This window comes from Xenococcus sp. PCC 7305, assembly GCF_000332055.1.
Taxonomy (GTDB): Bacteria; Cyanobacteriota; Cyanobacteriia; order Cyanobacteriales; family Xenococcaceae; genus Xenococcus.
Map to the genome: position 1 here is coordinate 1 of NZ_ALVZ01000171.1, position 24373 is coordinate 24373.

Sequence of the window (24373 nt, forward strand, 5' to 3'; positions counted from 1 at the left end):
CCGATCGCCAAATAGGCGCAGGGGAAAAGCAAAATACCGGACCAACCAACGAATACAAAGCGATCGCGTTTCAGCCAGTCATCAAGGACGTCGAACCATCCTCTCTGTGGCACGCGACCTACTGCTATTGTCATAGTTTCTAATCCTCTTGCTTAACTAAAGAAATTGCAAGATTTCTCAAAATGGGTGGTATTATGTCTTTGCTAAACGGCTTAAAATATAATAGGCCGCCTAGTTTTACAAAACTTTACCAGTCTCAACTTAATAGACTCTTTAGAAGAAACAAACATCCTCAGAATCGCCTATTTCGGAGCCTGACAAAGCAATAGTTAACATTTTTTAAAATAGCACGAGTTAAGGTCCAGTCTAGACTTTCCCTAGGGGATCCCAGCCTGTAACCTCAAAACCAGGGCATAAATAATTATTAGCAAAAAATTAACAAAATGACATAATCCTCCTCATAAATCTTAGCCTTAGTTGGATCTCAGATCAAAAAATTCGAGGTTAATGAGAGAATAAGTTTTGATTTCACTTGATTTTTTCAGATTGTTAAGAAAACTAAACATTGACCAATGACAACCAAAAGCAATAATTTACGCTGGGAAATCTTAGGCTCACGTCGACTCAGTAACTACCTCTGGGCAGTGATTGTCACCATAGGAGGAACAGGTTTTCTCCTCTCGGGTTTATCAAGTTACTTGAAAATCAATCTCCTCTTAGTTTCCGACACCACAAATTTACAATTCATACCTCAAGGAATCGCCTTAACTTTCTACGGAGTGGCAGGTTGTCTACTTGCAACCTATCTTTGGTTAGTAATTTTTTGGGATGTTGGTAGTGGCTACAATGAATTCGATCAAGAAACAGGGAAGATTACCATTGCCCGTTCAGGGTTTCCCGGTAAAAATCGGTCCGTAGAAGTCAGCATCCCCATTGAAGAAGTGCAATCTATTCGAGCTGAAATTAAGGAGGGACTTAACCCCAAGCGAGTCTTGTATTTACGTTCTCAAAAGTTTCGGGATATTCCCTTAACCAGAGTTGGAGAACCCATCGCTTTATCAACTCTGGAAAATCAAGGTGCTGAATTAGCAAGATTTCTGCAAGTTCCTTTGGAAGGACTGTAAATAAGGGATGAGGGATAAGGGATGAGGAACAAGACAAGTATCAATCACCATCATTGTTCACTAGCAAAATTGTCATCATCCTCCAGGAAAATCTAGAAGAACAAAATTAGGGTAGAGATAGAGTATGTTGCCACTCTATTTCCTTCCTCTGTAATTCACCTCAACATGAGCTATCAACCATTAACTCGAAAAATAACAAAACATCAATCTCAGATTAACTCTCAAATTTCTCCTTGGGTCTCACATCTTCTTTATTCTTTAGGTAGTTATTTTATAATCCCAACTTTTTTTGGTGAAATTAAAATCACCGGTCAAGAAAATATTCCTCCAAGTAATCCCGTAATAGTTGCGCCAACCCATCGTTCTCGTTGGGATGCTTTCATTATTCCTTACACCGTAGGAAGACTAGTTAGTGGGAGAGATCTTAGATTCATGGTTTCTGCTAATGAAGCTAAAGGGCTTCAAGGATGGTTTGTCCGCCGGATGGGATGTTTCCCTGTCGATATTCAGCATCCTAAGGCGGGAAGTATAATTCATAGTGTGGAACTATTACAAGATAATGACATGGTTGTGATTTTCCCTGAAGGAGGAATTTTTCGAGATGATAAGGTTCATAAACTGAAACGAGGTGCGGCTTTTATCGCTCTCGAATTTCAACTACAACAACCCCATAAGCAGGTTGAAATCCTGCCGATAACTATTAGATATAGCCAGCCTTATCCTAGTTGGCAAACTAACATTGCTGTCGATATCGGTATGCCACTCAGGGTCTCTGACTATTTAAAAGATTCCCTAAGAAAAAGTTCACAAAAATTAACTCAATCCCTACAAGCAAAGTTACAAGAAATGTCAGAAAAAAACACATGCGACCGTATTTGATCTTTAATGAAAATCTATCGGGTTATAATTCAAGAATCTATAAAAGATTCCATAATATTGTCATTGTTGTCATTAGAGACAAAATAAAAAGTGACTATTTATAAATAGCGCAAAAAAATAATATGGATCGCGCGTCCCAATCAACAGAATCTATGCGACATTCCAAGCCTGGGTTTCAATGTTCAAACCCTAATTGTATGGCGGCTAACAATTTAGAAAGTAGTTTATGTCGTCAATGCAAGACTCCATTAGTAAAACGCTATCTCTGGGCAATAGGCGCAATATCAAATAATTCTCTCGAAAATAAGGCGACATTCTCCTCTCAAATCAATGACAGCGAAATCGGCTTGTTAATTGGCGATAGATATCTTGCTTTAACTCAACAAATATTCCTTGATACCAAGCCTGGTTTGACACCTCAAATCCCCGAGGAAATTCCTCAAGAAATATCAACTTACCTCCAGTTATTTTCCTACTCACCTCATATTCCCCAGGTTTATGGTCAACTTGATGGTTACAATATTTGGCTATTAGATTATGGGACAGTCCCCCACGATTCTTTGGGAAAGCTTGACTATCCCCAACAATTAGTTCCGAAAATATTATCTTTTTGGCCGCAAGCTGAGGCAATTAGACAATTAAACTGGTTGCGGCAGCTAGCGAGTTTATGGAAGCCATTGCTAGAGAGGAAAGTGGCATCAACTATATTAAATCCTGATTTGGTAAGAGTGAACGGTTCCTTAATTCAATTAATAGAATTAGAATTCGATGCTAAAACTCCACCAAAACTCCAGGAGCTCGGCAGGCTATGGTCACAATTTGCGAAAAACGCGTCCCCCTTAATCAAACAATTGATAGAGACAATATCACTGCGGATAGAAAATGGTTCCATTGAAAAGATTGAGCAAGTTTTGGGTCTATTAGATTATTCCTTAGAGCTATGTAGTCAAAATTACGATTATTCTTATCAGGTTTTTGCTTGTAGTGATTCGGGCCCGACTCGTCCCAATAATGAGGATGCCGCATATCCTGATAATTCTACACCCGTGGTAATTAAAAACCAGGATGTCAGTTTAGCAATAGTCTGCGACGGAGTTGGAGGTCATGAAGGAGGGGAAATTGCCGCCAAAGAAACTATTCATCATTTGCGAACAAATATTGAAGATATGTCCTTTTCGCAAGAACATAATTCTCCAGGAACCATATTCAAGCAATTAGCCAAATTTACCAATAAAGCAAACGACGCTATTTGTAAGCGGAATGACAATGAAAAGCGTCAAGAAAGACAACGCATGGGAACAACTCTAGTAATGTCTTTAATCCGCAATCATGAGGCTTACTTAAACAGTGTGGGTGATTCGCGAATTTATTTGGTGACCTCAGCAGGATGTCATCAAGTAACAATAGATGACGATCTCGCTTCCAGAGAGGTTCGCCTCGGTTATGCTGTGTATCGTGATGCACTTCAATATCCTTCCGCTGGTGCTTTAATTCAGGCTTTAGGAATGCGCCATTCTAGCGCCCTCCATTCTAATGTTAAACGCTTTATTATTGACGATAATTGTGTTTTCTTGCTTTGTACTGATGGACTGAGCGATTTTGATCGAGTCGAACAATATTGGCGCAACACAATCTTACCGATGCTTAACGGCAAGATGAGCATTGCTAGTACAGTAAAAACACTAGTAAAAATTGCCAATGAAAAAAATGGTCATGACAATGTGACTGTGGCGTTGGTTCATTGTCGAATTAAACCAAAAACGTCAAAGACTATAAGCCCAATTTTATGGTCTAAAGTAGAAACGGCAATTGAGGATTCCCTTGTTTGGTCTGATGTTAACCCTGAGATTTTGACTTTACCTAATACGGAATTTATCGCTACAGAGCCTAATTTGGCAGAGTCAACACAAGAAAATTTTATTCCTCATCGAACAAAACAAACTCTACTATTACTCGCCACTTTCTTAAGTGTTATTTTATTAGTCGCTTTGGGCTTTATATTGTACTCGTTACAATCTAGAATTGAAGATCAAGGAAATGATCTTAATCAACCCGAGTTGGAACAAATAATTCCTGATAATGAAGACTAAATATTATGGGCAACAAACAATAGCTTAACCCTATTATCTAAACTGTATTATCTAAACTGTGGGCCAAAGATTATAGGGAATCCATTGATCCCTATAATTCCTCAATAAATCTAACCTCAAGTGCTTTCAGGCAAAATACTCAGGTTCATTTCCAGGTTTCCATTTTATATTGCAGCCAATGCTAGGTTTTTGCGTAAGATTAATCTGACCTTGGGCCAGTAAGCAATCAATAGCTTGACGTAAATCTGTTCCTGTCACGGGTATCTGATTGCTAGGTCGACTATCATCTAGCTGACCTCTATATACTAATTTTCTTGAGTCATTATATAAAAAGAAATCTGGGGTACAAGCCGCAGTATAAAGTTTGGCAACTTCCTGTGTTTCGTCGTAACAGAATGGAAAATTAAACCCTAATTTTTGTGCCATTAGTTTCATATTTTCTGGTGAGTCATCAGGGTATTTACTCGCATCATTAGAACTAATCGCAATCATGCCTAAAGATTTATGTTGATAGTCTTTGGCCATTTGCGCTATTTCTTGCTCGATATGTTTTACAAAAGGACAATGGCAGCAGATAAACATTACGAGCAATGCTGTTTTATCTTCAAAACTGGCTAAGGATATTGTTTGGCCGGAAACAACATCAGGCAATCTAAAATCAGGAGCTTGAGTTTCTAATTCAAGCATTGTTGAAGGTGTTAGCGTCATAATGTTTACCTCAAAAACATTGAAACTATCATAAGAACATTGCCCCTAGTCTACTGTAATTTCCCCTATAAAATAAAGATAATCTATTAAGTTGTCATTACAATTAAGGGAAAATACTTAATTCTATTTTTGTTTTTGTAACTAAAAAATATCTTTATTTACCTAGTGTGTTTGAGATTAATATCTCACCATAGATTGACTTTTAAATTATGATCTACCTATTTGTTAAAAATATAAGATATGCTGTGTTTAGATGACTAACTTGTAATTTTTAAAACTCACAAAAGTAATTTAGAAATTAGAGTTGGCAAGATTAGTAAGTCTGACTTTAATTATTCATCCAATTGTCTTGAAAGAGCCTTATGGGTATTTTCAATGAGTTATTGCCTAAATCCTTCTTGTCCTAAACCTCTTAATCATCCTAAAGCTAAGAAATGTAGAGCTTGTGGGTCTAAACTGCTATTACGCAATCGCTATCACTTAGTAAAAGGACTAGGAAAAGGCGGTTTCGGGGCGACTTTTTTGGCTGCTGATTTATCATTACCAGGTCAACCATTATGTGTAATTAAGCAGTTACGACCTAATACTGATAATCCTAATTTTCTCTCAATGGCAAGAGAACTCTTTGAAAGAGAAGCAAAAACCTTGGGAAAAGTAGGAAATCATCCTCAAATACCAAGATTATTAGATTATTTTGAAGATAGACAACAATTCTATTTGGTACAGGAATTTGTTAAGGGAAATAATCTTCAACAGGAAGTCAAGAAACACGGGGTGCTTGATGAAAAAAAAGCTAGACAGGTCTTGACTGAGGTTTCGATTATTCTCAGGGATATTCACATTCAAAAGGTGATTCATCGTGATATTAAACCAGCAAATATTATTCGTCGTGAGATTGATAATAAGCTGGTATTGATTGATTTTGGGGTGGTTAAGAATCAGGTTAATACTATTGCCGCTGGCAATGGTGATCAAACAGCTTTAACGGCATTTGCCGTCGGAACTCCAGGTTTTGCACCTCCAGAACAATTGGCAATGCGACCTGTATACGCCAGTGATGTCTATGCTCTAGGCGTTACCTGTATGTATTTGATGTCAGGAAAAGCGCCGAAAAATATTGAATCTGACCCTTTAACTGGGGAAATACAATGGTTTAAGTATATTGATGTCAGTGATGAATTTGCGGATATCTTGCTAACAATGTTGGAGGTTTCAGTCAAAAATCGCTATAAAACCGCGGATGAAGTACTACAAGCATTAGACATGACAGAACATCTGGATGATCTTAGCCATAGTATGGTTGGTTTTTCCAGTGATTTGTCCGAAGATAAAGGGAATAGTGGTTCCCATGGACAAGTTGCCTCTTATTCTTCTAGAAGAACAACTTCTTCGAGGTCAAGAGATCAGATGGGGACAAGAGAGCGCACTGGTTCTCGAAGTCGAGCTAACCCTAAATCTCGCAGGAATGATTCTGCTTCTCGAAATCGAACTGCCAGCAGAATGGGAACGACAAGGAATACTTCGGAGCGGAATAATCGCGGAAACCCCATTTCTCGGAGCCAGGGTAGGGCTCAAAGCCAGGGCAGATCTAATCGGGTTGATTCTACAGGGAAAAATCCGCCTCGGGAAATCAAAAAACCAATTAAGGTTGATCGCCAAACTTTATTAGATTCTTATGCTGGTGGTCGGAGGGATTTTGCCGGTAAGGATATAAGTCTACAGAATTTACAGAAAGCTAATTTGTCTGGATCTAATTTTCATCACTCGAGAATGATTAAAGTTAATTTCCAAGGAGCAGATTTGAGTTCCGCCGATTTTACTGGTTGCGATCTCCGACAAGGGCTGTTGCGGAATGCCAATTTAGGACGAAGTTATTTAAGTTATGCCAACTTAGAAGGTACGGATTTGCGTGGGGCTGATTTGAGTTTTGCTCATCTTAAGAATACTAAGTTGAAGGGGGCAAATCTTTGTGGGGCTAATTTAACTAGTGCTAATATCACAGAGGAGCAATTGGTGTTAGCTAAAACCAATTGGACAACAGTTTTGCCTAATGGAAAAAGGGGTTTTTGGTAAGTAGTAATTCTTAATTCCTAATTAATTTTTTACCTTTTATCTTTGCTCTCTTTCTCGGCGAATTTGTTGGGTTGCAGCAACATGTTCTCTAAGGGTGCGACTAAAGACATGGGTACCATCGTAACGCGCGACAAAAAAGAGATACTCGGTACTCTCGGGGTTAAGGGTTGCTTTGAGGCTCGCAAGTCCGGGAGAGGCGATCGCAGTAGGCGGCAGTCCAAAATTACGGTAGGTATTATAGGGATTGGGAGTTCCTACTTGGGCGAAAGTTAGGGGGCGATCAGCTGTTTGCCTAATGCCTAAGCCATATTCTACGGTAGGGTCAGATTCTAACCGCATGCCTTTTTGCAGTCTCGCAGTGAATACTCCTGAAATGAGAGGTCGTTCCTGCTGAACGACGGATTCTTTTTCCACAATACTTGCCAAGGTTACCCATTCGAGAAGAGAGTAATTGGTGTTGGCTTGTTCGTATACAGGAAGTGCGATCGCCTCGAAACTATCTAGCATGACCTGAATGATATTTTGGGGCTCCCTAATGCGATCGCTTGCTATTTTATAGGTATCAGGATATAAAAATCCTTCGAGATGGGGTAAATCTTGGGGCAGCCAAGGATATTGTTCGTAAGGAATTTTCTTCGTTGCAGCGATAAAATTAGCCTGAGTAAAATAATCTAGAGATTCAAAATAAGCACCCATTTGCTCAATTGACCAGCCTTCAGGAATGGTGAAACTCGTTTGCATAATTTCGCCACGCCAGATTTTCTCGGCAATTTTCGGCAAACTATCTTCTGGAGACAATTGGTAGGTTCCGGCTTTAAAACCTCCAGTATTATCTTGTTGCTGTTGCAATTTAGTCCAAATTTTCCAAGCTTCCAAGGATTTAATTAAGCCTGATTCAAGTAATTCATTACCTATTTGATTGCCAGGAGTCCCCTTATCGACAGTAAAAATAATTTCTTCTGATTCGGCGGCCGTTTGAGCGGTCACGGCAACTGGAGAAATTGCTTTTTGCCACCATAACCAAGCCATGACAGTGCCAATTCCCACAACAACAGTCAAAATACCTGAAAATAGAAGTAATGGCGATTTCGGGCGAGATTTTTTTTGATTAGTTTTCATCAATTACTTTAGCGTTCGTCGAATTCCTCAAATAATAACTCTTCTAAAATCGATTGAAACTCGTCTTCATCAGGGGAAACTAATTCCAACTCATGATTCTGGTTGTAACGAGCGAAAAATAATAGGGGAGTTAAGGGTGTATAGATAGAATATTTATGTTGGGCATGATAAAAGCTAGCTAGTAACTGTAGCTCTTCTGCTTCTAAATCGCCACCGTCCTCATCCAAATTCAGGGTTAAGAGTTGTTCTTCTTCAATGGGCGGCAGTTCTCCTGTGGCGGTTAGACTATAACCTGTATGCTGAAGATAAAGATTTTGTTCGGCCAGTACTGCTTTGGCATTAGCAAAGATTTCTGCTATTTCCGCATCGTCTTCTAACATGACAGCTTCTACTTCCTCGGTGTCGCTATCATCATCATCCCAGCTAATAATCACAATGGGAATATCCACTGGCATTAACAACAAATAGGTAATGCCATCAGTATCCAAAGAATGCTCAATGTAACAGCTGAGAGACCGCCCTTTCTCGTCAAAAATTTGGACTGTCTCTTCGTTACTTGGTTCTTTATCCTGGCTAAAATGGGAAGACATAAACAGTTATCAGTTATCAGTTATCAGTCAACAGTTGACAGCTTTCTTCGCAAGTGTCTATCAGCGAAACAAGTTAGGCAATTATTCCTACTAAGTTATAAATTACCAGCTAACAGCACCTTTTTTTCGTCATGTTGCCTTTTATCTGCGCGATCAATAGCACTGCTTCCTCTGTTGCTCTTGATTCTTCCCTTGAGAAATTACTTCTTGGGTTTGTAAGTGGACTTGACTTGTAACTCCTGTAATTGTTTATTATCAACTGTTGCTGGGGCGTCGGTTAAAAGACAGCTTGCTTGTTGGGTTTTGGGGAAAGCAATGACATCGCGGATTGAATCTTCTTGCGCTAGCAACATTATCAGACGATCTAAGCCATAGGCAATGCCTCCATGGGGAGGGGTGCCATATTCAAAGGCTTCTAGAAGAAAACCAAATTTCTCCTTAGCTTCTTCTTCCGATAGTCCGATAGTAGTGAAAACTTTTTCTTGGATGTCTTTTTGGTAAATTCGCAAACTTCCACCACCTATTTCGACGCCATTGTATACCAGGTCATAGGCCTGGGCTCTAGCCGTTGCTAAATCGTTAATGTCTTCAGGATAAGGTGCGGTAAAGGGGTGATGAATTGCTTCTAAACGTTTCTCCTCAGAATTCCATTCAAACATGGGGAATTCGGTAATCCAAACTAGGTTTAATTTCTCATGGTCGATTAAGCCCAATTCTTCGCCAATAAATAAACGGACTCTATCTAGGGTTTTATTAACTGTATCGGTGTCTCCTGCACCAAAAAGAAGTAAATCTCCTGGCTTTGCCGCCGTCTTGGCTAATAATTCTTGCTTTTGGGTTTCGGAGAGGTTATCTTTGATTGCGCCAATAGTGTCAATTTCGTTATTTTCTCTGACTCTGATATAAGCAATTCCTTTGGCTCCTGCGGCGATCGCCTCGTTGAAAATATCACCTTTGGGTTTGATTCTCACATTAGAAATACTTTCATTTCCTCCAGGAATTGGTAGCACCTTAACTGTGCCACCGCTGGCGATCGCCCCAGAGAAGACTTTAAAACCACTGTCTTTGACAATTTCACCGACATCAACTAATTCCAATTCAAAACGAGTATCCGGGCGATCGCTACCGTAGCGAGCCATGGCGTCAGCATAGGTTAAACGAGGAAAAGGACGAGGTAATTCAATACCTTTGACAGCTTTAAAGATATGACAAATCAGAGCTTCATTAAGCTCAATAATTTCTTCTACCGACATGAAACTCATTTCCATGTCCAATTGGGTAAATTCTGGTTGCCTGTCAGCACGGAGATCTTCATCGCGGAAACAACGCGCGATTTGATAGTAGCGATCGCAGCCGGAGACCATCAGCAATTGCTTAAACAACTGCGGCGATTGGGGCAAAGCATACCAATCAGCAGGATTTACCCGAGAAGGTACTAGATAATCTCTCGCGCCTTCGGGAGTGGAGCGGGTCAAGATGGGAGTTTCAATTTCCAGGAAATTTTCTTGATCTTCAAGGAAACGACGCATTGCTTTGACGACTTGATGACGTAGTTGGAGATTTTTCGCCATGCGATCGCTTCTGAGGTCGAGATAGCGATATTTCAGCCGTAAATCTTCTCTCACAGATTCGTATTCTGAAGTGCAAACTTGAAAGGGCAATTGTTTACTAACACTATTTAACAATTCAATCGAATCAGCGTAGATCTCCACTTCTCCTGTTGGGAGTTTGGGGTTGAGGGATTCTTCGGGGCGTTGGGAAACTTTACCGACAATTTTGACAACATATTCACTGCGAAGGGCGATCGCGTCATTATAGGAGTCGGGAGTGCGTTGGGGATCGCTCACAATTTGGACTGTGCCAGTGCGATCGCGTAAATCGATGAAAATTACGCCGCCATGATCACGACGGCGATCGACCCAACCGAATAGGGTTACCGTCTTATCTATATGTTCTGCCCTTAGCTCACCACAGTAGTTAGTTCTCATATCGCTTTGTTAAATAAAATTTAAAATAATACAGCGTCCTTTAGATTAACAGAAAATTAGCTTGTGCAAGTAAATTGCCAGGTATGAAATGCTAATGGCTAATGGATAATTGCTTTTTATTAAATTGAATTAATAATGCTGTCTGCGCTTTGACTATTTATTTATTATTGCACTGTTGACAACCAATCAAAACCTATTAAACGACTATCCACTGTTGCTAGGATAAGTCCATAGTTAATTGCTGTTGCAGCAATAAATCGATCTGCTGGATCGTGATGTGACAAATTGATTTGACGGGATAGCAGAGCAATTTCATAAGTTAAACGGGCTTCTTTAAGATCTAAAATTTTGAGATGTTTTTTGATCCAGGTAATGGGTTCAGAATTTATCTCTATTCGCCCCTTTTCCGCAAGAATCAAAGTTTCCCATACGCTGATGGGTGAAAGCCATAGCTCGTTTTTCTCTGATGCAATGATAGTTCGTAAGTTCTTAGATAGCTTTTCGTCTCCAAACAAATACCATAGCCAAATATGAGTATCAAGCAATAGTTTCAATTTAATATTTCCCATTCTGAGGTTTCAATTGCAGGATTAATTATGTCTGCGATAATTTTCCCTGTATTTTTAGCGACACCAAATTTTTCTCTAGTGTGAGCTTCTGGGGCTGGATTTACTACGACTAAGGGTTGACCGTTACGAGTAATTGTCAGTCCTTCTCCAGTTCGATTTACTTCATCAAGTAAGCGAAGACATTGAGCTTTGAACTTAGAGATTTGAATGTTTTTCATAACATTGAACTAAATTTGCTCTTCTTTTTTAATTATACAAAAAACTATGGTCATTAACTATAGTCATTAATATTGTACAGTTTGACTTTTGATTATTCCTTTGGCTACCATTTCTTCTGCTTTACTTTCTATCTTAATGATATGATCGCCTCTCATAGTTCAATAGCTTCTTTCACGACGCGATCGCGAATCCGTTGCTTAAGTCCTTTTTCCGTCTTGATCGCAATCTCTTCAACCCTCAAAACCTTAAACTCCCCGACGATAATTAGTCAGGTTTTCAGGAAGGTCAATTTCAGGAGCAAGCTTCGGATCAGCAACAGGAATACCTGCTGTTACCTTAAGAGGTAATTCTCCCGCCCAAATCGGTAATTTATAATCAACCGCATCATCTAATGGTTGCCCCGTGCGAACTTTAGCTGAACCCTCTTCAATGGGAAAAGCCAGCACAGTAGTCGCTTTCAACTCTTGAGCATGAGGAATCCGCGCCTGTGACCAACGTCCAGGAATCATTTGATCTGTCAACGCTTTTAACGCAGCCATTTTCTCGGTTTCACTGTCAACTAACTTTGCTTTGCCAAATAAAACTACAGAGCGATAATTCATTGAGTGATGAAACAAAGAACGTGCGATTACCAAACCATCTAATAAAGTTACCGTTAAACAAACATTAATTCCTTGTTCGAGATTTTTCATCAGACGACTAACTGAAGACCCATGAAGATACAAGTGATCGCCTGCTCTGCCATAAGCCATCGGAATCACAAAAGGTTGCTCATTACTCACAAATCCCACATGAGCGACCAATGCTTCATCGAGAATGCTGTAAATTAATTCTCGTTCTTGACTACCCCGTTTTGGTAAACGTCTAAGTTTACTGCGATCGCTGACCTGAAGATTGGCGGACTTAGACATAATTGATTTCATTATTAGTTTTTCTTGAATCCAAAATAAAGGGAATATTGGTATGATTCAAGAGCCACTTTTCACTTTTTATTCCAGTCCACTTAATAATTATGGACTTAGCAATTCACCTCAAAAGTAATTCCCCAATTCCCTTATATCAACAACTGACTGAGAAAATTCGTACTGCGATATTAGAAGGCCGACTCCAACCCAAGCAAAAACTACCTTCATCTCGAAGTTTGGCAAAATCTCTCATGATTTCTCGTTCCACCGTGATCCAATGTTACGAACAGTTAGCCAGCGAAGGATATTTAGAAACTCGTTCTGGTTCGGGGACTTATGTCTGTCATCAAATACCTGATGAATGGCTCAATGCACAGCCTATTGAACCTGTAACGAATCAAATAGCTCAAGATTTAACGCTGTCTCAATTTGGCAAGAATTTGATTTCTGTCGGCAGTTTAGAAGTTTCAGAACCAGGTTTTGAGATTAGCTTCCGCTATGGCAATCCTGCGAATGGGCATTTTCCTCTTCAACTGTGGCGCAAATTTTTAAATCGTTATTGTGATAGTCCAACTGCTTTGCTGAATTATGCTGCTGATGCTGCGGGACATTTTCCCTTAAGAGTTGCGATCGCTAATTATTTAAGGCGTTCTCGTGCAGTTTGCTGTAATCCTAAACAAGTCATCATTGTTAATGGTTCCCAGCAAGCTTTAAATTTAATTGCTCGTTTGACCTTAAACCCTGGTGATTGGCTGGCAATGGAAGATCCTGGTTATTTGGGCGCACGTAAATGTTTCAGCAGTCAATCTGCGAATTTACAACCAATTCCTATTAATTCTGAAGGTTTAAATATTGATCTTTTAACTCAATGTAATCGTAACTTTAAATTAGTTTATGTTACGCCATCCCATCAATTTCCCACAGGAGTTACCTTAACTTTGAGACAAAGAATTGCTCTGCTGCAATGGGCGCAAACGACCGGAACTTTGATTATCGAAGATGATTATGATAGTGAATTTCGTTATGGAGAACAGCCGATTCCTGCTTTACAGGGCATGGATAAAAGTGAGTCTGTCATTTATGTGGGGACATTCTCAAAAACAATGTTTCCTTCTTTGAGAATTGGTTATTTAGTCGTGCCAGATTCCTGGATATCTTTAGTCAGGAATGCTAAATGGTTATGCGATCGCGTGACTCCATTGTTAGAACAATATGCTCTTACTGATTGGATTATTGAAGGTCATTTTGAGAGACATATTCGACGGATGAGAAAACTTTATAATCTGCGTCGCCAAGTTTTAATCAGAGCTTTGGAGAAATATTTTGGAGATCGCGTAACTATTCTGGGGGCGAATGCAGGTATTCATGTGATGGTTAGAATTGAGACAGGCTTGTGCGATCGCGTTATTCTCCAAAAAGCAGCAGCAGTTGGAGTTGGCTTGATTAGTGCAAGAGAATATTATTTAAAACCCCAAGATCAAGGAGAGTTTATTTTTGGCTATGCTCAACTCACAGAAATTAAAATAGAGCAGGGTATTTGCAAATTGTCTCAGATATTAGAAATTAGCAATTAATGACTTTAAAACATACCACCGATCGCGATCCGAGCAATCCAAAAAGGAATCAAACAACCAAGGGCCAACCAATCTCGCCAACGTAGGCGTAACTGATGCCATTGCACACGATGGGTATTCGGACTCGTGAAACCTCTGATATCCATTGCGATCGCAATTTGTTCAGCTCTCATCAACAGATTTTCTAAAAGTTTCTCCACCACAATTAACCAAACCTGGGTACTGCCTCGAAACCCTAATTTCTTCCAATTAATCGCTCTAGTGCGGACAGAACGAAATAGATTTTGGACTTCTTCTAAAACTAGAGGAATGAACCTCAAAGCCAAAGTTAAAGTAAGAGCAATTTCTGTTACTGGTATTTTTAACCGCCGCAAGGGACTCATTAAGTCTTCTAGTCCTGCGGTGATCTCCTCTGGCGCAGTAGTAAGCAAATAAAGATTTGTACTGTAGATTAAAGTAAAAATCAAAGTGGAAATTCTGATTGCCACATCTAAAGAACGGCGCGTAACACTAAAGCGACCTAAATCTACCAAAACATAATGATATTCATCAACTTGAAACGCTCCAATAATTTTATGGAAAAATTGGGCGACTGCATTGAGAATCCGATTGGCAAATAAATCTTGTGGAGGTTCAATAAAACTAAAACTATCAGCAGGTAATCGCGGTTGATGGCTGATTGCCAATCCATCAGGGGCAAAAGCAGTTAAAACCAAAATAAACAGAGATATGGTGAGTAACAATCCCATCTGCTGTCGCCATACCCGCAGGGGAATTGCTGCTGAGAAAGTAAGGATAATTAATAACCCCGAAAGGCCCAGGCGCCAAAAAGGATTAGCCAACAGCGGTGCAAGCAGGAAAGTCATTAACCAGACTAGTTTAATTCTAGGGTCAATCTTGTGCAGCCAAGTAACAGGTTTTTCCAGATAAAGCCCAATAGGGAGCGATCGCAATAAATCCATATTGGTCGTGGATGTAGATTAAATAGCAGTTAAACTCTCAATACTGTAACAAAAAAGTAAAAAAATTCTGTATCCTAGTTTTGGTGAGGAAAATGGCAAAAATAATCTCCATGATTAAAATGAAATTGAAATTTTTCCCCACACTGTAATGTTAGAGATATACTCAAAGACGGTTAGCCTTTCAATACCAAAGTAAACAAAATATAATTTTGGTCGAATAAGTAAAAAACTATACTGTTCAATCAGTCGTGTGGATTCTATTCGAGGGCAACTATAGGCTATTTTATAGCTGAATAACAATAGTAAAACGTGGAGACACAAGCAATGCCTCAAGGAACAGTAAAATGGTTCAATGTAGAAAAAGGTTTTGGTTTTATCAAACCAGATGAGGGAGACAAAGATTTATTTGTGCATCATTCAGAAATTCAAGGCCAGACTCTTAACGATGGTGATAAGGTCGAATTTGGGGTTGGTGAAGGTAGAAAAGGCCCTTGTGCAATTGAGGTAAAGAAGATCTAAGTAACCAACAGAATAAATATCTCCAAAAGGCAATTGCTTTGCTCTAATTTGCAGAGTAATTGTCGTTTTGGAACTCATAAGATTTTATTAGGTATGCTTTATTCTATTGACTTAAGCAGGAGGTTCTTGCTGGCAACACCAAGAAGATCGAGAACTCGGAGCCAGAATAAAGCTTGAAACCCATTGTCTTATCTTTTCTTCAGAGAGATTGATCGGGAAGTTTTCCCCTAATTTTTGAGCTTTATCGATACAGCAAATTAACCTATGATAATTATTTCATAATCAAAAAACACTTGTATTCCCGACTGTGTGGGTTTTTCCAAGAGTATAGGCTGCCCTATGATAATACGGTGGTCTATATTTTTGTCCCTGCGATCACGTATTGTATTTGAGAAACTTCCCTATAATTATTGTGACCGAATGTAACAAAATATCTCACTTTTGTATAAGCTAGTTAGGTGGAGTCTCACCGCATAGGTGGCAACAGAGAGGAGTCTATTGGATAAATACCAGACATTTATAGACCGATTAGCAGAACGGGTAGCCAGTCGACCTGAAAAGACGGCATTCACTTTTTTGCAAGATGGGGAAACCGAGTCCAGTAGCCTTAGTTATCAGGAATTAGAAGCTAAAGCGACTGCGATCGCCACTGTCTTACAAAGTCGAAATGCCAAGGGAGAGCGCGCCCTGCTTTTGTATCAACCTGGATTAGAATTTATCACTGCATTCCTAGGTTGCTTATATGCTGGGGTGGTTGCCGTCCCCGCCTATCCTCCCCGTGCAAATCGTTCTATTGGTCGGCTGTTAGCGATTGTTGCTGATGCTAATGCCAAGTTTGCTCTGACTAGTGAGGATTTACGACCCAAGATTGAAGAAAAATTTCATTTAGCAGGACAAAAATCACTTCATTTCATTGCAACGGATCAAATAGAAGTCAATCTAGCCGACCATTGGCGCAGACCTGAGCTGACTAGTCAGAATTTGGCCTTTTTGCAGTATACGAGTGGGTCTACTGGTACACCGAAAGGGGTCATGGTTAGTCATCGCAATTTGCTTGACAACTCGTCCTCTATTCAGCAAGCCTTTCAGAATCTTCCTGAACAAAAGATTGTTTCCTGGTTGCCTCCCTATCATGATATGGGATTGATTGGCTCGATACTTCAGCCTCTTTATGTCGGTTCATCGATGTATATGATGCCTCCTGTGACATTTTTGCAGCGTCCCTATCGTTGGCTGAAAGTTATTGACAAATATCGAGCAGAGACCTCTGGCGGCCCTAATTTTGCCTATGATCTTTGTGTGAGCCAGATTAGTGAGGAGCAAAGAGATAGCCTCGATCTAAGTTGTTGGACTTTAGCTTTTTCTGGTGCTGAACCTGTGCGTGCTGAGACCATTCAACGGTTTAGCAGTTATTTTCAAAGTTCTGGGTTTCGCAAACAAGCTTTTTATCCTTGTTATGGCATGGCGGAGTCTACTTTGCTGATCACCGGTGGAGAGCGACAGGTAGAGCCTATTTTGCGAAATTTTGATAAGCAGAGTATTGAGCAAAATCACGCGATCGCGATTCTCCCAACCAGTTCCGTTCCCATCGGAGGAGAGCCAATGCCTACCCCCATATTAGGGAGTAAGCAAGCAGAACTAATTACTTTAGTTAGTTGTGGGACTAATCGGCAGAATCAGTGCCTGGCGATCGCAAATACGGATAACCTAGAAGAATGCAGCGAGGGCGAGGTCGGTGAAATTTGGGCTGCCAGCAATAGCATTGGTCAAGGATATTGGAATCGTCCCGAACTAACCCAATATGCTTTTGGTGCTAGGCTCGAAAATTATCCCAATGTGAGGTTTCTGCGCACGGGAGATTTAGGCTTTATTCAAGATGGAGAACTATTTGTCACAGGAAGACTCAAAGATTTAATTATTATTCGCGGCCGCAACCATTACCCCCAAGACATAGAATTAACAGTTGATAACGCTCAGGTCGCAGTTCGTCCTGGGAATGGAGCTGCTTTTTCGGTGGAGATTGACGGAGAAGAGAAATTAGTAATTACTCAAGAGATAAAAAGGACTTATCTTCGGAAGTTAAATGTCGAAGAAGTTACCAAGGCAATTCGTCAGGCAGTTTTACAAAATCACGAACTAAATCCCCATGCGATCGTTTTAATTAAAACTGCTAGTATTCCTAAAACTTCTAGTGGGAAGATCCAACGTCATGCTTGTAAAGCAGCTTTTCTCGATGGTAGCTTGAATGTTGTTGGAAAATCAGTCAGTAGTGATCAGTTAAAGAATAGAGACAAGAAAATACAGAACAGAGAGCGGCAAGGGAATAATCAGCAGGAAATTATTGAAGATTGGTTAATCGAAAATATTGCTCAGAGATTGGCTGTGAGTAATACAGAAGTCGATAGCTCGGAACCTTTTGCCAGCTTGGGCTTAGATTCGGTACAGGCTGTTAGGTTATCAGCAGATTTGGAAGATTATTTACAGCTAAAGCTTTCTCCGACCCTAGTTTACGATTATCCTAATATCTCCAGTCTGGCAAGTTATTTATCTCATTTAAACAGTACCTTGGGAGAAGGTCAGCAGCGATCGCAGCAAACTAAGCCGAAGACTAGTCAAACAGAAATCGCGATCATCGGCATGGGTTGTCGTTTTCCTGGCGCCAACAACCCTCAGGAATTCTGGACCCTCCTGCAAAATGGGCAAGAAGCTATCAAAAAAAGTGATCGTTGGTCAGGTGAAGATTATGGCGGTTTTATTTCTGATGTAGATAAATTCGATCCTCAGTTTTTTGGGATTACTCCTCGCGAAACCCAGCGGATGGACCCTCAACAGAGATTGTTACTCGAAGTCAGTTGGGAAGCCCTAGAAGATGCCGCGATTGCACCAGAGGCAATTTCTGATACCTCAACAGGAGTCTTTGTTGGGATCAGTAGCAGCGATTATTCTCAATTGCAACTACATTATGGAACAGAATTAGATGCCTATGCGGGCACGGGGAATGCCCATAGTATTGCGGCAAATCGTTTGTCCTACAGTTTAGACCTTCGTGGCCCCTCGATGAGCGTAGATACGGCTTGTTCTTCTTCTTTGGTAGCCGTGCATTTAGCTTGTCAAAGTCTCAAGAATGGGGAATGCCAAACTGCGATCGCGGGTGGCGTGAATTTAATGTTATCCCCCGAATTGACCCAAACTTTCTCTTTGGCCGGAATGATGGCCGCCGATGGGCGTTGTAAAACCTTTGATGCTGAGGCTGATGGTTATGTACGGGGAGAAGGTTGTGGGGTAATTATTCTCAAGCGACTAGATGATGCAATCCGCGATCGCGATAATGTTCTCGCCGTAGTTAAGGGCTCAGCGATTAACCAAGATGGACGGAGTAATGGTTTAACTGCTCCTAATGGTTTGGCCCAACAGGAAGTTATTCATCAGGCGATCGCCAATGCAGGAGTAACAGCTCAAGATATTAGTCATATTGAAGCTCATGGAACGGGAACTAGGTTGGGAGATCCCATCGAAGTAAGTTCGCTTAAAGCAGTTTTTGCTGGGCAGTCAGAAAATTCTATTTCTCCCGAAAATACTAGTTGCTATCTATCCTCGGTAAAAACCAATATCGGGCATTTAGAAGCTGCTGCGGGAATTGCAGGACTGATTAAAACTGTTTTGTCGCTGCAAAATGAAGCGGTTCCGCCCCATCGAAATTTTAAAAATTTAAACCCCCTGATTGATTTAGCCGATACCTCTCTATCAATTCCTACAACTCTACAATCCTGGCCACCATCAGCGAAACCTAGATTGGCAGGGATTAGTTCCTTCGGGTTTGGTGGCACAAATGCCCATGTGATAATTCAGGACTCTCCTTTTAAAGTTAAAAATCAACTTAAAGTCAAAAGTCAGGAAATTGAGGAACGCCCTTGTCATATTTTGACTTTATCGGCGAAAAATGAAACTGCGTTAAGCGATGTAGTTGCCAAATATCAGAAATATTTGCAGTCTAATCCTGATGTTGAAGTGGCAAACCTTTGTTTTACTGCGAACACAGGGCGCTCGCATTTTAACCATCGTCTCGCAATTCCCGCAGCATCCTCAGTCGAGCTACAGGAAAAACTGACAGATTATCTTTCAGGAAAAAGCAGCTCTGGGCTAGTTAGTAGCTCGATTGAGAAAAGCCAGAAAAACAAGCTTGCCTTTCTCTTTACAGGACAGGGTTCTCAATATGAAGGTATGGGTCGGGAATTGTATCAAACTCAACCTATTTTCCGTAGCACCCTAGACCATTGTGCGAGGATCTTGCAACCTTATCTTGGTGATAATTTAATTAATATTATTTATCCCCATGGATCAGCAGACAATGGGACATCCTCACTTAACCAAACAAAATACACTCAACCGGCAATTTTCGCTTTAGAATACTCCCTGGCGCAGATGTGGTTATCCTGGGGAATCAAACCTGATCTTTTGATGGGTCATAGTGTGGGGGAATATGTGGCTGCCGCGATCGCAGGGGTCTTTAGTTTAGAAGATGGGTTGAAACTAATTGCTGAAAGAGGAGCATTAATGCAAGCATTACCTCAAAATGGAGGCATGGTTGTTGTATTCGCCGAAGCAGAAGTAATCAAGAAAATTATTAAGCCTTACCAGGAAACCATAGCGATCGCAGCGATCAATGGCACGCAGAATATTGTGATTTCTGGAGATAATGATGGGCTAGAACAAGTAGTTGGTAAATTGGATGCCCAAGGCATAACCTACAAACAATTAACGGTTTCCCATGCGTTCCATTCACCTTTGATGCAACCGATTTTATCGGATTTTACCCAAGTCGCTCAGACCATTAATTATCAGGAGCCACAAATAAATTTAATTTCCAATGTGACAGGAAATCTCGTTACACAAGAGATTGCTAGTCCTGAATACTGGGTAAATCATGTGATTGCTCCAGTGAAATTTGCCCAGGGTATGGCATCTTTACAAAAACAAGCATGTAATGTCTTTTTAGAAGTTGGTTCTAAACCCATATTATTGGGAATGGGACGCAGCATTTTAGAAAATATTGAATCAACTAATACTGGGGTAAAAGATACCAGTTTGTATTTGCCTAGTTTACGACCCCGTAAATCTGATTGGTCGCAAATTATTAAGAGTTTAGCCAGTTTATATATTCAGGGTGTCAAAATTGATTGGCAAGGATTTGAGCAGGGTTATGTTCGAGAAAAATTACAGCTTCCCACCTATCCCTTCCAAAGACAAAGCTATTGGTTGGAAAAGAATGAGCAAGTCGCGGCAGTCAATTATGCTAAGGTTTTAGCGGGTAAAGTCGAGTCACCAGGAACAACAAAACTTGGTTATTATCAAGTTGAATGGAGAGAATATCTGCAAGCTGGTGACCCTAAAGAATTCTCAGCGGGTCAATGGATTATTTTTGGTGATGCCGACAACTTGGGAGCGGAGATCGCTCAACAATTAAAATCATTTAACCAAGATTATCTTTTAGTATCTGAGAAAGGAAATCTTCAGGCAGAAAATAATATTGATATTGATTACAACAGTTATCCTGATTTTCAGAAAGTAATAACAAAGCAAGCAAAAATTCAGGGTATTCTTTATTTATGGAGTCTAGATGGTCTAAATGGGTCTGAATTAGATACTAAAGATATTGAACAATATCAACAAAGAAATTGCACAAGTATTCTGAATCTAGTCCAAACTTTATTTAAGCAATCTGTAGTAGCACCCATTTGGATTATTACCCGAGATAGTCAGTTCATAGAGACAAAAACTGGATCATTATCTTCTCCTGACGCAAATAGTATTGTTGGCAATTCATTGTGGGGACTAGGTAAAGTCATTGCTAGTGAACATCCCGAATATTATGGTGGGATTATCGATTTAAATCGGGAAAAGCAAACTACAGAAGCGAATACTGTATTAGGAATAATTAATCATTCTCTCCAGGAAGATTATTTCTCGATCAGGCAAGAAAAGATATATGTTCCTCGTCTAGTAAAAGCAAAATCACTAGGAAAAAAATTATCAGCAATTAGTGCTAATGGTTCCTATCTAATTACCGGTGGCTTGGGTGCTTTGGGATTACAGGCTGCCCAATGGCTAGCATCTAGAGGGGCCAAAAATTTGGTCTTGATCGGCAGAAGTCGCCCTAACGAGAAAGCTCAGCAAGTAATAACTGAATTAGAAAATAACGGTGTGACTATTGAGGTTGTTCCAGCAGATATTACTAATTCTGAAGCGATCGCTAATGTTATAGAGACGTACAGGGCCAATTCTTTGCGGGGTGTGATTCATGCAGCAGGAGTGCTTGATGATGGCATCTTACAAAATCAGACTTGGGAGAAATTCCATCAAGTATTAGCTCCTAAGGTAATTGGCGCTTGGAATTTACATCAATGCACTAAAGATCTTGATTTAGATTTCTTCGTCATGTTCTCTTCAGTTGCTTCTTTAGTCGGTTCCCCAGGACAGGGAAATTATGCAGCAGCTAATGCCAGTTTAGATGCGATCGCGAATTATCGTCAGAGTATCGGGTTACCTGCTTTGAGTATAAATTGGGGAGCCTGGGCCAATTCGGGAATGGCAGTGAGCCAAGGTTTTAACCGTCAAGGATTGGAATTGATTGACCCGCAACAAGGATTGGATGCTTTAGCAGAGTTATTAAATGCCAATGCCGCACAAGTTGGGGTAATGTCGGTAGATTGGGATGAGCTGAGTAAGCAGTTTCCCTATTTGAAGCAAGCTAATTATTTCTCCGAATTACTCGCTACCACAGAAACCACCGAAGAAAGCAAGACAGGAGATGTTTATCAGCAACTTCTAGGGCTCAATCCTGAAGCTAGGGAAGATTATTTAAGGGAATATTTACATAATGCGATCGCGAATATTCTCCAGCTTCAACCAGACAATTTATCTTTATCGGAAAGTCTGTTTGATTTAGGGATGGATTCTTTGATGTTGATGGAAGCAATTAATCAGCTCAAAGAGGATTTGCAATTAATGCTTTATCCCCGAGAATTTTATGAACGTCCTCGCATTGACAGTTTAGCCAAATATCTCGCAACAGAATTCTCTAATTCAGTTAACGCTCATCAGAAGTGCGACCCTGCTGATGCTTCATCAGCCAAGAGACGCGCACTTCCCGAAGGGTCATCAATTATCAGTGAGCAATTATTAGTTGCTAATGAGCAGTTCACATCAAACATTGAGCAGTTTTCTGCTCCTCATCCTTCATCCCTCATCCCTCATCCTTTAAAGGCTCCAATCGCTTTCATTCTCTCCAGTCCGCGATCGGGTTCCACTTTATTACGAGTAATGTTGGCAGGACATCCTGATATAGCCTCTCCTCCCGAGTTGCATTTACTTCCTTTTGCTACTATGGCAGCTCGGCAAGCAGAATTGGAGTCTTCCTATCTTGGTGAAGGTTTACAAAGAGCGTTCATGGAATTGCAAGGCATCGATGCCGAGGCAAGTGAAACCTTGGTGTCAGATTTGGTGCGAGATGATATTGCGGTGCCGGAAGTGTATCAAATGCTTCAAGAGCTGGCAGGCGATCGCCTATTAATTGATAAATCACCTACCTACGCGAGTAACCGAGCTATCTTAAATCAGGCAGAGGCAGTTTTTAGCAATGCCAAATATATTCATTTGGTAAGGCATCCTTATGCAGTAATCGAATCTTTTGCTCGGATGCGGATGGATAAGCTCATTGGCGAAGGAAATAGTAATGCCTATCAGCTAGCAGAGTCGGTTTGGAATCAAAGCAACCATAATATCCTTGATTTTGCCCAACAGATAGATAGCGACAAACTGTTACTAGTTCATTATGAAGAGTTAGTTGCTAGCCCAGAAAAAGTGATGCGGGAAATCTGTAACTTTTTAGATCTTCCTTTCCATCCTGGAGTTTTGACTCCCTATGAAGGAAACCGCATGACGGATGGGGTGAGTGATAAATCTATGTCTATTGGTGACCCCAATTTCCTTAAGCGTAAGCAAATAGACCCCAAAATGGCTGATGCTTGGCGAGAAATTAAGCTTCCCTTGCTTCTGAATGATTTCACTCAAGATATCTCGGCTAGGCTTGATTATGAGTTGACTCAGGAATTAACAGCAGAAGATAATATTCCGCTTTCGGAACTCGACCATAAAATGGAAGAGATATTGGTTAATATTAGGGGTTTGCGAGTCTGTCTCTGTACTTGGGGGCCGAAAGAAGGGCCGATTGTCGTTTGCCTACACGGTATCTTAGATCAGGGTGCGGCTTGGTCGGAAGTGGCAATTCGTCTAGCTCAGAAGGGTTATCGGGTTGTGGCTCCAGATTTGCGAGGACATGGGAAGAGTGATCGCGTTGGCAAGGGTGGCTCCTATAATTTGATGGATTTCCTCGGGGATGTTGATGCGATCGTGGAGGCCTTGGCGGGTAAAGCCTTTACGTTGGTAGGTCATTCCTTGGGCTCAGTGGTGGCCGCGATTTTTGCCAGTGTTCGTCCCCAGCTGGTGAAAAATCTGGTGCTGATTGAAACCATCCTGCCCACGGATGCGGCGGAAGAGGATGCGGCAGAACAATTAGCGACTCATCTTGATTATCTAGCATCTCCGCCTCAACATCCGATTTTTCCCGATGTGGAAGCGGCTGCAGAAAGATTGCGTCAAGCAACTCCTGGATTATCCAAAGCGATCGCGATGATGTTGGCCGAAAGAATCACCGAACCCTATGGAGATGGCGTGAGATGGCGTTGGGAGCCTTTGTTGCGTACTCGTGCTGGTATTGGGTTTAATGGCATCGGGCGATCGCGTTATTTGGGTTTATTAAAACGGATCAAAGCTCCAATTACTTTGGTTTATGGAGACAAGAGTAGTTTTAATCGTAATGAAGACCTCACAGAACAACAAGCTGCCATGCCCAATGCCAAAAGGGTTGTATTGTCTGGAGGTCATAATTTACCTTTGGAAGAGCCCAATGGGATTGCCAAGATTATCAGTAGTGCGATCGCGTTGACCAGCAAGTTAATTCCTTGACCATTAAACATTAAACATTGACCATTAGAC

15 protein-coding genes and 1 pseudogene are annotated in these 24373 nt (G+C 40.7%); 7 read left to right on the forward strand and 9 right to left on the reverse strand.

Features of this window, described 5'->3' with window-relative positions; all coding sequences use genetic code 11:
• A pseudogene (locus tag XEN7305_RS28645) lies at positions 1-134 on the reverse strand (photosystem II D2 protein (photosystem q(a) protein)); the annotation flags it as partial.
• A 438-nt stretch (positions 135-572) separates the two neighbouring features.
• Between XEN7305_RS28645 and XEN7305_RS11815 the strand changes: the two are divergent.
• The 3 genes from XEN7305_RS11815 (at position 573) to XEN7305_RS11825 (ending at position 4093) form a co-directional block, all read left to right on the forward strand.
• Positions 573-1124 carry a photosystem I assembly protein Ycf4 gene (locus XEN7305_RS11815; RefSeq protein ID WP_006509659.1) on the forward strand — a complete coding sequence of 184 codons (552 nt, stop codon included), beginning with the start codon at positions 573-575 and terminating at the stop codon, positions 1122-1124.
• A 165-nt stretch (positions 1125-1289) separates the two neighbouring features.
• Positions 1290-2003 carry a 1-acyl-sn-glycerol-3-phosphate acyltransferase gene (locus tag XEN7305_RS11820; protein ID WP_006509660.1) on the forward strand — a complete coding sequence of 238 codons (714 nt, stop codon included), beginning with the start codon at positions 1290-1292 and terminating at the stop codon, positions 2001-2003.
• A 197-nt stretch (positions 2004-2200) separates the two neighbouring features.
• Positions 2201-4093: a PP2C family serine/threonine-protein phosphatase gene (locus XEN7305_RS11825; protein ID WP_158500395.1), complete on the forward strand. Its 1893-nt coding sequence runs from the start codon at positions 2201-2203 to the stop codon at positions 4091-4093.
• 126 nt (positions 4094-4219) lie between these two features.
• Here XEN7305_RS11825 and XEN7305_RS11830 read toward each other — a convergent pair whose 3' ends face one another.
• Positions 4220-4801, reverse strand: a complete 582-nt coding sequence (locus tag XEN7305_RS11830) for a thioredoxin family protein (protein ID WP_006509662.1) — start codon at positions 4799-4801, stop codon at positions 4220-4222.
• 375 nt (positions 4802-5176) lie between these two features.
• Here XEN7305_RS11830 and XEN7305_RS11835 point away from each other — a divergent pair, with 375 nt between their 5' ends.
• Positions 5177-6874, forward strand: coding sequence for a serine/threonine-protein kinase (locus tag XEN7305_RS11835; RefSeq protein ID WP_006509663.1), 1698 nt, complete (start codon positions 5177-5179; stop codon positions 6872-6874).
• Between the two features lie 36 nt (positions 6875-6910).
• Here XEN7305_RS11835 and mltG read toward each other — a convergent pair whose 3' ends face one another.
• The 6 genes from mltG to XEN7305_RS11865 form a co-directional block, all read right to left on the reverse strand.
• Positions 6911-7993 (reverse strand): endolytic transglycosylase MltG, encoded by a 1083-nt coding sequence (gene mltG, locus XEN7305_RS11840; RefSeq protein ID WP_006509664.1) that lies wholly within the window; start codon positions 7991-7993, stop codon positions 6911-6913.
• A gap of 8 nt (positions 7994-8001) precedes the next feature.
• The gene (locus XEN7305_RS11845; RefSeq protein WP_006509665.1) at positions 8002-8583 is read right to left on the reverse strand and encodes a DUF3727 domain-containing protein; all 582 of its coding nucleotides are present in this window, start codon (positions 8581-8583) and stop codon (positions 8002-8004) included.
• A gap of 200 nt (positions 8584-8783) precedes the next feature.
• Positions 8784-10571 (reverse strand): aspartate--tRNA ligase, encoded by a 1788-nt coding sequence (aspS, locus tag XEN7305_RS11850; protein ID WP_006509666.1) that lies wholly within the window; start codon positions 10569-10571, stop codon positions 8784-8786.
• Positions 10572-10735: 164 nt separating this feature from the next.
• Entirely contained in the window at positions 10736-11140 is a 405-nt protein-coding gene (locus tag XEN7305_RS11855; RefSeq protein ID WP_006509667.1) for a type II toxin-antitoxin system VapC family toxin, read from the reverse strand.
• The gene (locus XEN7305_RS11860) at positions 11122-11358 is read right to left on the reverse strand and encodes a type II toxin-antitoxin system Phd/YefM family antitoxin (protein WP_006509668.1); all 237 of its coding nucleotides are present in this window, start codon (positions 11356-11358) and stop codon (positions 11122-11124) included. The genes XEN7305_RS11855 and XEN7305_RS11860 overlap by 19 nt, the downstream gene beginning before the upstream one ends.
• A gap of 246 nt (positions 11359-11604) precedes the next feature.
• A complete protein-coding gene (locus tag XEN7305_RS11865) occupies positions 11605-12270 on the reverse strand; it encodes a pyridoxamine 5'-phosphate oxidase family protein (RefSeq protein ID WP_006509669.1) in 666 nt (221 codons plus the stop codon).
• Between the two features lie 101 nt (positions 12271-12371).
• Between XEN7305_RS11865 and XEN7305_RS11870 the strand changes: the two genes are divergently transcribed.
• A complete protein-coding gene (locus tag XEN7305_RS11870) occupies positions 12372-13838 on the forward strand; it encodes a PLP-dependent aminotransferase family protein (RefSeq protein ID WP_006509670.1) in 1467 nt (488 codons plus the stop codon).
• A gap of 5 nt (positions 13839-13843) precedes the next feature.
• On the opposite strand, the gene XEN7305_RS11875 is transcribed toward XEN7305_RS11870, so the two are convergent.
• Positions 13844-14800, reverse strand: coding sequence for an energy-coupling factor transporter transmembrane protein EcfT (locus tag XEN7305_RS11875; protein WP_006509671.1), 957 nt, complete (start codon positions 14798-14800; stop codon positions 13844-13846).
• A 324-nt stretch (positions 14801-15124) separates the two neighbouring features.
• Here XEN7305_RS11875 and XEN7305_RS11880 point away from each other — a divergent pair, with 324 nt between their 5' ends.
• Both XEN7305_RS11880 and XEN7305_RS11885 read left to right on the forward strand, forming a co-directional pair.
• Positions 15125-15319: a cold-shock protein gene (locus XEN7305_RS11880; protein ID WP_006509672.1), complete on the forward strand. Its 195-nt coding sequence runs from the start codon at positions 15125-15127 to the stop codon at positions 15317-15319.
• A gap of 498 nt (positions 15320-15817) precedes the next feature.
• Positions 15818-24343: a type I polyketide synthase gene (locus XEN7305_RS11885; RefSeq protein ID WP_040897601.1), complete on the forward strand. Its 8526-nt coding sequence runs from the start codon at positions 15818-15820 to the stop codon at positions 24341-24343.
• The last annotated feature ends 30 nt before the right edge of the window (positions 24344-24373 follow it).

Coding starts and splice junctions, on each gene's coding strand:
- XEN7305_RS11815 (WP_006509659.1), top strand. CDS start 573: ATGACAACCAAAAGCAATAATTTACGCTGGGAAATCTTAGGCTCACGT.
- XEN7305_RS11820 (WP_006509660.1), top strand. CDS start 1,290: ATGAGCTATCAACCATTAACTCGAAAAATAACAAAACATCAATCTCAG.
- XEN7305_RS11825 (WP_158500395.1), top strand. CDS start 2,201: ATGGCGGCTAACAATTTAGAAAGTAGTTTATGTCGTCAATGCAAGACT.
- XEN7305_RS11830 (WP_006509662.1), bottom strand. CDS start 4,801: ATGACGCTAACACCTTCAACAATGCTTGAATTAGAAACTCAAGCTCCT.
- XEN7305_RS11835 (WP_006509663.1), top strand. CDS start 5,177: ATGAGTTATTGCCTAAATCCTTCTTGTCCTAAACCTCTTAATCATCCT.
- mltG (WP_006509664.1), bottom strand. CDS start 7,993: ATGAAAACTAATCAAAAAAAATCTCGCCCGAAATCGCCATTACTTCTA.
- XEN7305_RS11845 (WP_006509665.1), bottom strand. CDS start 8,583: ATGTCTTCCCATTTTAGCCAGGATAAAGAACCAAGTAACGAAGAGACA.
- aspS (WP_006509666.1), bottom strand. CDS start 10,571: ATGAGAACTAACTACTGTGGTGAGCTAAGGGCAGAACATATAGATAAG.
- XEN7305_RS11855 (WP_006509667.1), bottom strand. CDS start 11,140: ATGGGAAATATTAAATTGAAACTATTGCTTGATACTCATATTTGGCTA.
- XEN7305_RS11860 (WP_006509668.1), bottom strand. CDS start 11,358: ATGAAAAACATTCAAATCTCTAAGTTCAAAGCTCAATGTCTTCGCTTA.
- XEN7305_RS11865 (WP_006509669.1), bottom strand. CDS start 12,270: ATGTCTAAGTCCGCCAATCTTCAGGTCAGCGATCGCAGTAAACTTAGA.
- XEN7305_RS11870 (WP_006509670.1), top strand. CDS start 12,372: ATGGACTTAGCAATTCACCTCAAAAGTAATTCCCCAATTCCCTTATAT.
- XEN7305_RS11875 (WP_006509671.1), bottom strand. CDS start 14,800: ATGGATTTATTGCGATCGCTCCCTATTGGGCTTTATCTGGAAAAACCT.
- XEN7305_RS11880 (WP_006509672.1), top strand. CDS start 15,125: ATGCCTCAAGGAACAGTAAAATGGTTCAATGTAGAAAAAGGTTTTGGT.